11 protein-coding genes and 1 tRNA gene are annotated in these 12,037 nt (G+C 65.2%); 8 read left to right on the top strand and 4 right to left on the bottom strand.

Going from position 1 to position 12,037, the window contains the following annotated elements:
- The first annotated feature begins 34 nt into the window (after window positions 1-34).
- From ACFO27_RS13705 to ACFO27_RS13680, 6 genes are all read left to right on the top strand, one after another.
- A complete protein-coding gene (locus ACFO27_RS13705; RefSeq protein WP_376818063.1) occupies window positions 35-415 on the top strand; it encodes a ribbon-helix-helix domain-containing protein in 381 nt (126 codons plus the stop codon).
- Window positions 416-451: 36 nt separating this feature from the next.
- Window positions 452-1,030 (top strand): DJ-1/PfpI family protein, encoded by a 579-nt coding sequence (locus tag ACFO27_RS13700; protein WP_376818062.1) that lies wholly within the window; start codon window positions 452-454, stop codon window positions 1,028-1,030.
- A gap of 388 nt (window positions 1,031-1,418) precedes the next feature.
- The gene (locus ACFO27_RS13695; RefSeq protein ID WP_376817818.1) at window positions 1,419-2,471 is read left to right on the top strand and encodes an iron ABC transporter substrate-binding protein; all 1,053 of its coding nucleotides are present in this window, start codon (window positions 1,419-1,421) and stop codon (window positions 2,469-2,471) included.
- Window positions 2,472-2,483: 12 nt separating this feature from the next.
- Window positions 2,484-3,497: a FecCD family ABC transporter permease gene (locus tag ACFO27_RS13690; RefSeq protein WP_376817817.1), complete on the top strand. Its 1,014-nt coding sequence runs from the start codon at window positions 2,484-2,486 to the stop codon at window positions 3,495-3,497.
- Window positions 3,494-4,354 (top strand): ABC transporter ATP-binding protein, encoded by an 861-nt coding sequence (locus tag ACFO27_RS13685; RefSeq protein ID WP_376817816.1) that lies wholly within the window; start codon window positions 3,494-3,496, stop codon window positions 4,352-4,354. Before ACFO27_RS13690 ends, ACFO27_RS13685 begins: the two co-directional genes overlap by 4 nt.
- Window positions 4,335-6,503 carry a TonB-dependent receptor plug domain-containing protein gene (locus tag ACFO27_RS13680; RefSeq protein WP_376817815.1) on the top strand — a complete coding sequence of 723 codons (2,169 nt, stop codon included), beginning with the start codon at window positions 4,335-4,337 and terminating at the stop codon, window positions 6,501-6,503. Before ACFO27_RS13685 ends, ACFO27_RS13680 begins: the two co-directional genes overlap by 20 nt.
- Before the next feature lie 132 nt (window positions 6,504-6,635).
- On the opposite strand, the gene ACFO27_RS13675 is transcribed toward ACFO27_RS13680, so the two are convergent.
- Window positions 6,636-6,712 (bottom strand) — tRNA-Pro (locus ACFO27_RS13675).
- A gap of 98 nt (window positions 6,713-6,810) precedes the next feature.
- Between ACFO27_RS13675 and ACFO27_RS13670 the strand changes: the two genes are divergently transcribed.
- Together ACFO27_RS13670 and ACFO27_RS13665 are read left to right on the top strand one after the other, a co-directional pair.
- Entirely contained in the window at window positions 6,811-7,311 is a 501-nt protein-coding gene (locus ACFO27_RS13670) for a MarR family transcriptional regulator (RefSeq protein WP_376817814.1), read from the top strand.
- Between the two features lie 85 nt (window positions 7,312-7,396).
- A complete protein-coding gene (locus tag ACFO27_RS13665) occupies window positions 7,397-8,962 on the top strand; it encodes a DHA2 family efflux MFS transporter permease subunit (RefSeq protein ID WP_376817813.1) in 1,566 nt (521 codons plus the stop codon).
- Window positions 8,963-9,017: 55 nt separating this feature from the next.
- Here the strand turns inward: ACFO27_RS13665 and ACFO27_RS13660 are convergent, their stop codons facing one another.
- From ACFO27_RS13660 to sufU, 3 genes are all read right to left on the bottom strand, one after another.
- On the bottom strand, window positions 9,018-10,841 hold the full coding sequence (locus ACFO27_RS13660; RefSeq protein ID WP_376817812.1) for a GGDEF domain-containing protein: 1,824 nt from the start codon (window positions 10,839-10,841) through the stop codon (window positions 9,018-9,020).
- 161 nt (window positions 10,842-11,002) lie between these two features.
- The gene (gene sufT, locus ACFO27_RS13655; protein ID WP_323024801.1) at window positions 11,003-11,560 is read right to left on the bottom strand and encodes a putative Fe-S cluster assembly protein SufT; all 558 of its coding nucleotides are present in this window, start codon (window positions 11,558-11,560) and stop codon (window positions 11,003-11,005) included.
- 23 nt (window positions 11,561-11,583) lie between these two features.
- Window positions 11,584-12,036, bottom strand: coding sequence for a Fe-S cluster assembly sulfur transfer protein SufU (sufU, locus tag ACFO27_RS13650; protein ID WP_376817811.1), 453 nt, complete (start codon window positions 12,034-12,036; stop codon window positions 11,584-11,586).
- Window position 12,037: the final 1 nt, after the last annotated feature.

The following is a 12,037-nucleotide window of genomic DNA, read 5'->3' as shown; positions in this document are numbered from 1 at the left end:
GCGGCGGCAGGAGGAATTTCAGATGGGAGGCGCCATGTGCCATATCTATTCCAACACCGATCCGATCCAGTACGAATCCCGGAGCCGATCGGTGCGCATCGCCAGGGTCGTGACCAGCATCAAGCTCGAGAACCTGTTCTGGGACACGCTGTCGCAGCTTGCGCACGACGAAGGGATGACGACCAACCAGTTGATCGCGAAGCTGTACGACGAGGTCTACGCATGCGGGAACGAGGTGTCGAACTTCACCTCCTTCCTGCGGGTGACCTGTATGCGCTATTCCGAACTCAGGGGCCAGTCGATGCGGGACGCCAGGAACGTGCTCGACCGGACCGTGCGGCATGCGGCCCCGGCGGCGGCGCGCGCCCTCGACGGCCGTTCCGATGCGGGCAACGAACCTTCCCTGAGGCTATAGCTATAGCCATAGCCCATCCCTTCCCAGGAGACCATGATGGCCAAGAAACTGCTGATGCTGGTCGGCGATTACGCCGAAGACTATGAAACCATGGTGCCGTTCCAGGCCCTGCAGGCGGTCGGGCACACCGTGCATGCCGTGTGCCCGGGCAAGAAGTCCGGCGAGACGATCGCCACCGCGATCCACGACTTCGAGGGCGCGCAGACCTATAGCGAAAAGCGCGGCCACAATTTCACCCTGAACGCCGATTTCGACCAGGTCGATCCGCAGGCCTACGACGCGCTGGTCATCGCCGGCGGACGGGCGCCCGAGTACCTGCGCATGAACGACAAGGTGCTGGACATCGTGCGCAGCTTCGACCGGGCCGGCAAGCCCATCGCCTCGATCTGCCACGGCGCGCAGCTCCTGGCGGCGGCGGATGTGCTGAAGGGGCGCACCTGCTCGGCCTACCCGGCATGCGCCCCCGAGGTCCGCCTGGCCGGCGGCACCTATGCCGAGATCGGCATCGACCAGGCCCATACCGACGGCAACCTGGTCACCGCGCCGGCCTGGCCCGCGCATCCCGCCTGGCTGGCGCAGTTCCTGGCGGTGCTCGGGACCCGGATCGCGCATTGAGGGACGCCGCCGCGGCGCATCCGGCAAACACGGCGGAAACCGCCCCGATCGCCCGATGCGCCGACGGCGGGAAGGCCATCACCGGGAGCCGCCCCGGATAGATCCCGCATGAAAAGGCCGGTGCGCCCTCCAGGCCGGAGATGCGGACACCGGCCGCGCCGGCCAGGCGCGACCATCCTCCCCGGCGGATCGCGCACTATGCCGCATCTACGCTTCGATTGACATCGCGCAAACCGATGTCACGGCATGAACACCCATCGCTATATATATAGATATATAACGATACCGGAATGCCCTCTCATGTCGAACGGCATCCGCCACCGGGCCGGGGCCTCGGCCCGAAGTGGATTGACGGCCCAACCCACTCCTTCATCCGAGCGTGTCCTTCATGCAACGTAGATCTTTTCTGAAAGCCGTCTTCAGCCTTGGGGCCGGAGCCACGCCCCTCCTGTCCGCCGCCAAGGAAGCATCGTTCTCCGATTCGCCTTTGCTGGCCGCCGCTTACGGCAAAATCCCCGATGCCGGCGCCATCCGGCGGATCGTCAGCGCCGGTCCGGTCGCGGACGTGCTGCTGCTCTCGCTGGTACCTGAAAAGCTGACCGGCCTCTCCACGCACAACATTCCCGACGACCACAAGAAATACTTTTCCGGCACGGTACGCGCCCTGCCCCATACCGGCCGCATCGCCGGCCGCGCCTCCACGTTCCCCATGGAACGGCTGCTGGAGCTGAAGCCCGACATCATCGTGGACGTAGGCAGCACCAGCGCCAGCTATACCTCGACCGCCGAGCGGGTCCACCAGCAAACAGGCATTCCCTATGTGCTCGTCAGCGGCCGGCTGGCCGACTCGGCGGGCCAATTGCGCCTGCTGGGAAAAATGCTGGGGGCGCCCGGAAGCGGGAAACCGCTGGCCGATTTCGCCGAATCCGTATTGTCCGAAGCGCGGTCGGTCCGGGAAAAAGCCCGTACGATCCCCGGCATATTCTTCGGCCGGGGCGCGGATGGCCTGGAGACGGGGCTGTCGGGCTCCATGCACACCGAGGTCATCGACAGACTGGGCGCGCGAAATGTCGCGGCGGCGGCGGGAAAAGACCTGATCGCCCGGATTTCCATGGAGCAATTGATCCAATGGGATCCCGACGTGATTCTGACGCAGGACCCCAATTTCTTTCAGAGGCTGCAAACCGAGCCGGTCTGGAAGGATTACCGCGCCGTGCGGCAGGGCCGATATCACCTGGTCCCATCGGTGCCATTCGGCTGGATGGATCACCCGCCTTGCATCAATCGGCTGCTGGGCCTGTTGTGGGGCATGCATGTGCTCTACCCCGACCAATGGCCCCTGGAACGCTACCGGAAAGAGGTGGTCCGGTACTTTGAATTGTTCTATGGCTACGCGCTCACGCCCGAGGCCCTGTCCGCCATCGACGGCTTCGAATCATAGGCCGGATGCGTCATGCGATCGAACACGAGCATGGCGATCTGGCCAGCCATGTCGCTGGCCTGCGCCGCCGCCATCCTGTCGGCCTTCTTCATCGGCAAATACCCGATGTCATGGCAGGACTTCGCGCTGTCATTCCGGCATTACTGGCTGGATGGCGGGGATGCCTCTCCCAATGCGGTGGATCGCGTGCTGTGGCAAGTGCGCCTGCCGCGCATCGTGGCGGGAATCGTGGTCGGCGCCTGCCTGTCCGCCGCGGGCGCCGCCTACCAGAACATGTTCCGCAATCCATTGGTGTCGGCCGACATCCTCGGCATTTCGGCCGGCGCGGGCCTGGGGGCCATGCTGGCCATCTTCTTCGGATTGCCGCTGCTGCTGATCCAGCTGTGGGCCTTCGCGGGCGGCCTGCTGGTCGTGATCCTGGTGATCACCGCGGCGCGCATGGCGCAGCACCATAGTCCCATCCTCTCGCTGGTCTTGACGGGCATCGCCGTCAGCTCCCTGTTCGGCGGAGGGATCGCCCTGGTCAGGATACTGGCCGACCCCTACCGCGACTTGCCCAGCATGACCTTCTGGCTCATGGGCTCGCTCAACGGCGTGGCCATGGAGGACGTGCGGGGGGTACTGCCCGTCATGCTGGCGGGCATGCTTCCGATGGTGCTGCTGCGCTGGCGCATGAACGTGCTCAGCCTCGACGACGAAGAGGCCCAGGCGCTGGGAGTCGATGTCCGCAATACGCGGCTGCTGTTCATCATCGGGGCCACCCTGATGACGGCATCGGCCGTCGCCATCACCGGCATCATCAGCTGGATAGGCCTGGTCATCCCGCACGTGGCGCGCCTGCTGGTGGGCCCCGACTTTCGCGCCCTGCTGCCCGCCAGCCTGATGATCGGCGCGGCATTCCTGGTCCTGGCCGACACCGTGGCGCGCTCGGCATTCGCCATCGAAATCCCATTGGGCATCATCACGGTCGGCATCGGCGCCCCCTTCTTCCTGAGCCTGCTGATCCGCAAGGGGGCCCAGCGATGAGCGTGCTGGAGCTGCGCGAGGTCAGCGTCGGCTACGGCGCAAGGCGCTGCCTGGAGCGGGTCAGCCTGACATTGGACGAGCAGGAAATCGTCTGCCTGCTGGGGCCGAACGGCTGCGGCAAGACGACCCTGCTGAAAGCCGCATTGGGCCTGCTGAAACCGCAATCGGGAACGATCCTCCTGGACGGCGAGCCCCTGTCCGGCTGGGACCGCACCGCCCTGGCCCGGCGGATCGCCTACGTCCCGCAGGCGCATCTCGTCGCATTTCCCTTCACGGTGGAGCACGTGGTGCTGATGGGACGGACCATGCACCTGCGCTGGCATGCGTCGCCCGGGCAAAAGGACCGCGCCATCGTCTCGCAGGCCCTGCAGCGGCTGGGAATTTCACACCTGCGCCATCGCAACTACATGCAGCTCAGCGGCGGCGAACGCCAACTGGCGATGATCGCGCGCGCGCTGGCCCAGCAAGCCCAGGTGCTCGTGCTGGACGAACCGACATCCAGCCTGGATTTCGGCAATCAGCTGCGGGTGCTGTCGCATATTCGGCAACTGCGCGATGCGGGCTTCCTGATTTTGCTGACCATGCACCAGCCCGACCAGGTCTTGCGCGTGGCCGACCGCGTCGTGCTGCTGCACCAGCGGCGCGTGCTGGCCTCGGGCGACGTCGACACCGTCATGACCGCGTCGAACCTGGGCCGGATATACGGGCTGGACGCCCAGGATGTACTCGACAACCTGCCCGGCCTGGTCCGGCGCGACGTCTCCGCCGCCGGGGGTCTTCCGGCGGACGGCCCATCTCAACCCGTCAGGGAATCACAACCACAAGGGGAACAGAAGCATGAAGCACGAACCAGATAACACGCCGCCGGCGACGGGGGCCGGCCCGGGCGCATCGCCATGCCCGCGCCTGCGCATCGCGGCGGCGGCCGTCATGTGCCTGTCGGCGCTTCCGCTGATGGCGCAGCAAGTCTCGCCGGCCGAGGGAAAGAACGTGTTCACCCTGGGCACGGTGCAAGTCTACGGACAAGCCGAGACAGCCGCCGAAGAAGCGGAGTCCGTCGTGGACCGCGACACGATCGAATTGCTGGAAAAAAAGGACATCGGCACCGCCCTGAAGCTGGTGCCGGGGGTCTCCTACAACCCGCCAGGCGGCGGCCGCTACGAGTCCAACGTCTACGTCCGGGGCTACGATCTGAAGGCCATGCCGATTTTCCTCGATGGCATTCCGGTGTACATCCCGTATGACGGCTATTCCGACCTGGGCCGCTTCACCACGGCGGACGTGGCCTCCATCCAGGTGGCCAAGGGCTACAGCTCCGTGCTGTATGGCCACAATACACAAGGCGGGGCCATCAATATCGTGACCTTGCGCCCGCGCTCCGCGCTGGATGCGAACGCCACCCTGGGCACGGCCACCGGCAACGTCAAAGAATTCAGCACCAACGTCGGCACATTGCAGGACAACTGGTATCTGCAGGCCGGGGCCTCGTATTTCGAGCGCGGCTATACCAGGCTGGCCGAGAACTTCGTGGGCAAGGACGAGCGCGGGTATGCGGTGGATTCCGACCGCTACGACTACAGGACGCGCGACCGCCGCGGCAGCCTGCGTCTCGGCTACGTCCCCAATGCCACGGACGAATATGTGCTCAGCTACGCCAAGCAGACCGCCACCAAGATGCCCGGGGCCGGGGGAGACGGCTATTTCGTTCCGACGGTATGGGAATGGCCGAAATGGGACCGCGAAACGATCTCCTTCGTGTCCAATACCCGATTCGCCGACAACCGGTTCTACGTCAAGCCGCGGGTGTATTACGACAAGTTCCAGAACACCATGGATTGGTGGCAAAAAAGGCCCGAAGGCAGCCACTACGACGACAAGGCCTTCGGCGCCTCGGTGGAAATCGGCACCGAAATCATCCCCAACCACCTGTTGAAGGCCATGCTCAGCTACAAGGATGAGGAGCACCGTTCGTTCAACACCAATATCTATACGGATGCGACACTGGCCGGCACCGACCAGAAGGTGAAGCAGAATTTCCTTTCCTTTGCCCTGGAAGACACCTGGACCCTCGATCCGAACTGGGAGGCCCAGATCGGCGCCATCTACACCCGGCGCGAGTCCGACGCCACGGACATCGGCAACACCACACACAGTCTGCTGGACCGGTACCCCTCGGCCAGTTCCAAGCTCAACCCAAGCATCGACACCTTCGATCCGCAGGTGGCCATCTTCTACAAACCATCGAATGCGCACACGTTCCGCCTGAGCGTATCGAAGAAAACCCGCTTCCCCTCGTTCAAGGAATCCTATTCCAACTATGGAGCGGACTCCACGACAAAATGCCCGGCCGGCATGACGGGATGTTCCAAAGGCGATGCCGTCGGCAGCCTGACGCTTCAGAATCCCGGACTCAAGCCAGAACAGTCCATCCACTATGAGCTGGGCTACGTGGGGAACCCGCTGCCGGGCATGCGCCTGGAGGGCAGCGTGTTCTACAGCCGCTCCAGGAACGCATTCCAGCGCTCGGACTTCGACTACAACCTCTACCCCGGATTCGCCGTGCGCCAGTACGAGAACGTGCCGGGCGTCACGGAGCGCAAGGGCGTGGACCTGGGCGTGCAATACACCGTATCGCCAAGCCTGCTGCTGGGCCTGAACTACGCCTATCTGCACATGCGCAACAAGGAAGACCCGGACCTGAAGTTCACCGACCGCCCCGCCCATCTGGGCCTGGCCTATGCGCAGTGGCGAGCCACGAACTGGCTGGCCGTGATCCCCGAGGTGGAATACCGCGGCAGCAGTTACTACGATGCCGCGGGCAAGAACGAGAATCCGGGCTATGCCTTGGCGAACCTGAAGTTCTCGATCACCCCGCCGGCCTGGAAGCACGTGTCGTTCAACGTGGGCGCGGAGAACCTGTTCGACAAGGACTATCGCGGCTACAACGACCTCTACGCCAGTTCCGGGCGGATCGTCTACGCGAACGTACGGATCGATTATCACTGACGCGCGCTCCATTCCATCGTTCATGGGATGGAGCCCGGTCGATCGGCTATCCCTTGCATGGGGTGCAAGGGGTCGCCGGAGCTGAAAACGGCAAGGGCCTGCAGAGAAAACTCTGCAGGCCCTTGATCATGCTGGTCGGGACGGCGGGATTCGAACTCGCGACCCCTTGCACCCCATGCAAGTGCGCTACCAGGCTGCGCTACGCCCCGAAAGAACGTGATTCTAGCACAGATTTCTTCCCGTGCCGCGGCGCCCCGCATTCGCGGCTTGAAAACCGGTCTTTTACCTAGTAACCTTCGTTACTATCATGTCCGGATCCTCCTCCTTCGACGCCTTCGAGCAGGCCATGCAGGGCCTGTCGCACCGCCTTTCTTCGCGCGGAATGATGCGCGAGGCCGTGATCGCGCGCCTTTTCCAGCACACCGGAGCGCGCCTGAACGATTACATGGATGCTCCATTCAAGCCTCATGGCCTCAACGCGACGCTATGGACCTCCCTGGTAGTGATCTACGCCAGCAAAGAGCGCCGGCTCAAACCCTCGGAGCTCAGCGTATACATGAATTCATCGCGGATGAACAGCACGCGGGTAGCGCGGCAGCTGGAACGGCATGGCCTGACCCGGCGCGTTGCCGACCAGACCGACGGGCGCCAATTGTTCCTCGAACTCACACGGCAAGGCATCGCCTTCGTGGAAAGCCAGCTTCCCCAGCGAAGGCAGCACCTCAAGAAGGCGTTCGAGGGCTTCACCCCGGATGAAGTGGACCAGTTGCAGCACCTGCTGCGCAAGCTGCTGGACAATCTCGAATAGACGCCTTCCACCCAAGCCAAATACGCCATCCACTCTTTTTTTGCGCATGTAGTAACTCAAGTTATTACATGGCTTCCTTCCATATATGACGACGGCCCCGAAGTTCCACCATCCCGACGCCGACCAATCCAGGCGGCCCATGATCACCGTGTCGATCATGCTGGCCACCATCATGCAGACGCTGGACAGCACCATCGCCAACGTCGCCCTGCCGCACATGGCCGGCGGGCTGTCGGCCTCGCAGGACCAGATCACCTGGGTACTGACCTCCTATATCGTCGCGGCGGCCATCGCCACCCCGGTCACAGGGTGGGTATCGGGCAGATTCGGGCGTAAAACCGTATTCCTTGCGTCCATCGCCGGATTCACGATCAGTTCCCTGCTATGCGGCATGGCCGGCAATCTCCCGGAAATCGTCGTGGCGCGCCTGCTGCAAGGCGTGTTCGGCGCGGCCCTGGTGCCCTTGTCGCAAGCCGTGATGCTGGACATCAATCCGCCGGAGCGGCACGCCCGCGCAATGGCCCTCTGGGGCATGGGAGTGATGCTGGGGCCGATCCTTGGACCGACCCTGGGGGGCTGGCTGACCGACAACGAGAGCTGGCGCTGGGTGTTCCTGATCAATCTCCCGCTGGGCGCCCTGGCGCTGATCGGCGTCTATCGCTTCGTCGGCGAAACCAGGTCGTCCGCGCCGCCCGGATTCGACTGGTTCGGCTTCGCCATGCTCGCCATGGCCATCGGAATGCTCCAGCTGCTGCTCGACCGCGGGGAACAGGCGGACTGGTTCGGGTCCATCGAGATCCGGGCGGAAGCGGTCTGCGCGATCATCGCCTTCACCTTTTTCGCGCTGCACACGGCCACCGACGGCAGCGAGTCCTTCTTCAACAAGGCACTGTTGAAAGACCGCAATTTCGTCACCGGCCTGGCCTTCTATTTTTTGCTGGGCCTGCTGCTGTATGCCACGCGCGCGCTGCTGCCGTCGATGCTCGAGACGCTGCTGGGCTACCCCGTGATGACGACGGGGCTCGTGACGGCGCCGACGGGCATCGGGACCATGATCGCCATGCTGCTGGCCGGCCGGCTGGTCGGACGCATCGACAGCCGCCTGATCGTCGCGCTGGGATTCGGCCTGACGGCATCGTCATTGTGGAACATGTCATGCTATACGCCGCAAGTCACGGAATGGGACGTGGCCTGGCCGGGATTCGTGCAAGGGCTGGGCCTGGGATTCACATCGGTGCCGCTGATCACCATGACATTCTCCACCTTGGCAAGGCCCCTCAGGCCCGAAGGCACGGCCATTTACAGCCTGTCGCGCAACATCGGCAGCAGCATCGGCATTTCCGTCATGCAGACCTTGATGGTGCGCAACACGGCCATCATGCACAGCACGCTCGCTTCCCACATCACCTCGAAGGCGCTGCTGGCCGGCCCCGTGGCCGCGGCGCTGGCCAGCGGTCCGGGCCCGATGGCGGCGCTGAACGAAATCCTGAATACCCAGGCTTCCTTCATCGCCTACCTGGACGATTTCAGGCTGATGTTCTGGATGACTCTGTTCGCCATCCCCTGCCTGTGGCTCATGCGAACGCGCGGGATCGGGCGGAAACCGCCGGAGCCCGACGGAGAGGCGGAAGCGGCCTCGATGATGGAATAGGCGGCACGCGGAATAGGCGGCACGCGCGGCCCCGGCCTGGGGGTCCTCACGCCGCTTACGATGCGGACAGCGGCCGGGGCTGGCGGCGCTCGACGTACAGGCAAGGCCCGGCGAGCTTCTTGGCCTGGGCCTTGGCCTCGCTGGCCGCCTGGGCGATCTGGTGGCGCGACTGGTAGGCGCCGGGCTCGACCCGCACGGCGCCCAGCGACAGGGTCGGCGGGTCGTAGCGCCGGCGCTGGCCCTGGCGGTCTTCGGCCTCGTAGCCCGCGGCCGCCGACCGCCCCATTCCGTCCAGCAGCCGGGCCATGCCCCGGGAAAAATCATCCAGCATGGATTCGCACCGCGCCTGCCAGTCGGGGCTGCGGAACAGCAGGATGAAGTCGTCGCCGCCGATGTGGCCCAGGAAGTCCCGGCCGGCGTCGGCGTGCGCCGACAGGACCCGGCCCAGCAGCTGGATCGCATCATCGCCGCAGCGGTAGCCGAACACGTCGTTGAAGGGCTTGAAATGGTCCAGGTCGGCATGGCAGACCACGAACGGCAGGCCGTCCGACAGGAAACGCTGGATCCGCCGGTCGATGGGTACGTTGCCCGGCAACTGCGTCAGGGGGTTGGCGTGCTGCGCGGCGCGCAGCTGCAGGCGATTGAGCGCCTGCAGCAGGTCCTGGCTGGCGCCGATGCCCAGGTACCGCCCCCGTCCCGTGATGATGAAATCGTTGACCAGGCCATGGCCCTCGGCCTCGGCCAGCCAGCGGCTGAGCGTCATCAGCGGCGTGTGCATGTCGACGATCAGCGGCGCGGCGTCCATGAACAGGCGGCAGGGCTTGGGGCCGTACAGCTCGCGCTGGAACGGCAGCGAGAAACGTTCGATCAGGCTGGCCCGGGTCAGCACGCCGACCGGCATGTCCTCGTCCACCACGGGGACGGTATGCAGTTCCGGCTGGCGGCGGAACAGGTCGAACACGGCTTCGTTGGGCATGGCGGACGACACGCACGGCACGCGGCGCAGGAGCTGCAGCGCCCGGCCTTCCGTCCCGTCGTGGGACGGCTCGGATTCCATGCCGCCGCGCGAGTCGGCGATCCGGCGTTCCGCGAGGCGGGCGGTCAGGTCGGACCAGCGCGTGCGGGCGGGCTCGGCCGTGGGACGTTCGATGTAATAGCCTTGGGCGCAGGCCACGCCCAGATCGGCCACGCAGGCCAGTTCGTCCAGGGACTCGACGCCTTCGGCGACGACGACCGCCCCGGCCACGGTGGCGATGTCGCACACCGAGCGCAGGACCTGCTGGCGCAGCAGATCGTCCTGGATGCCGGCCGTGAAGACCTTGTCGGTCTTGATGAATTCGGGGCGCAGGTCCAGCCAGCGCCCCAGGTTGGAAAACCCCGACCCCAGGTCGTCGATGGCGAACTGGACACCCCGGGCGCGCAGCCGGATGACGGCCGGGGTCAGGTCCGTCCGGAACTCGCCCTGGTGCTGCTCGGTGATCTCGATCACCAGGCGGGCGGGATCCAGGCCGGATTCGGCCAGCAGCGCGATCAGGTCGAGCGCGCCGTCGGCCGCGTGCGGCAGGGCCATCGGACTGACGTTCAGGAACAGGCGGCCCGGCAGGCCCAGCGCCGCGAAGCGCCGGATCACCACGCGGCAGCAGCGGTGTTCGACCTGGAGGCCCAGGCCGCGGGCGCGCGCCGCCTCGAACAGGCGGTCCGGCGCGCGCAGCGGACTGCCCTGCGGTCCCCGGATGAGCCCTTCGTACCCCAGGAGCGCGCCTTCCCGCATCCGCAGGATGGGCTGGAAGACGGCGCCCAGCTCTCCCCGGAGCAGCAGCGCGGTCGCGTCGTCCGGTCTTGCGCGACGAGCCGCGTCGAATATCGGCGGTTCACACACTTCGGGATCCGAAAGCGAAGACATGACGTGCGCGGCAAGATGAAGTGCGCATACTTTAACTGCGATTCATGACACGGAAATGAATCCGTGCGCCGCCGCGCTGCGAAAAATCAAGAACCCCGGCAAGGCGCCGGGAAACCGCCGGACCCGGAAGCGCCCCTTTACAGCAGGCCGAGCTGTAGGCGCGCGGGTTCGCTGATCATCTCGCGGCTCCAGGGGGGATCCCAGACCAGGTCGACCGTGGCCTCGTCCACGCCCTCGATGTTGAGCAGCTTGTTGCGGGCCTCGTCGGCGATCATGGTGCCCATGCCGCAGCCGGCCGCCGTCAGGGTCATCTTGATTTCGATGCGGAAACGGTCCGGGACGCTGGCGGGTACGACCTTGCATTCGTACACCAGTCCCAGGTTGACGATGTCCACGGGGATTTCGGGATCGTAGCAGGTGGACAGCATGGCCCAGGCGGCTTCCTCCACCGATTCGGCGGTGGCGGGTCCCTGGTGGACGTGCTTGACCTCCTCGGTCGGCTCGAAGCCCAGGGCGTCGCCGTCCTTACCCTCGATGCGATAGAGGTTGCCCTCGACCATGACGGTGTAGGTGCCGCCCAGCTGCTGGGTGATGACGGCCTCGCAGCCGGCCTCGATGGTGACGGGGGAGCCGTAGGGGACGGTGACCGCCGGGCAATCCCGGTTGACGATCACTTCCTGACGATTGAAGCTCATGATGTTACCTTTGGTTCATCGCGTTATTCAGTGACGGCCGTGTCGCCCGCCCGGGTGATGGCGTTGTGCAGGGTATGCCAGGCCAGCGTGGCGCACTTCACCCGCGACGGGAATTCGCGCACGCCCGACAGGACCTCGAGCTTGCCCAGGTCGCAGTCCGGGTGGGCCTCGGTCAGCATGGCGTGGATGTTGCGAAACAGCGCCTCGACCTGCTCGACCGGCTGGCCGCGCACGGCCTCGGTCATCAGCGAGGCGGATGCCGTGGAAATGGCGCAGCCGTGGCCGACGAAGCTGACGTCCTGGACGATGCCGTCGCTGACCTTGGCGTAGACCGTCAACTGGTCGCCGCACAGCGGGTTGTGTCCGTCGGCGCGGTGCGATGCGTCGTCCATCGCATGGAAATTGCGCGGCTTGCGGTTGTGATCGAAGATGACTTCCTGGTAGAGGTCGCGCAGGCCGTCGTCGTTGTCCCTCATG

The sequence above is a fragment of the Castellaniella denitrificans genome, assembly GCF_042653765.1.
Classification (GTDB): domain Bacteria; phylum Pseudomonadota; class Gammaproteobacteria; order Burkholderiales; family Burkholderiaceae_B; genus Castellaniella; species Castellaniella denitrificans.
This window is presented reverse-complemented; position numbering and strand designations above follow the sequence as displayed.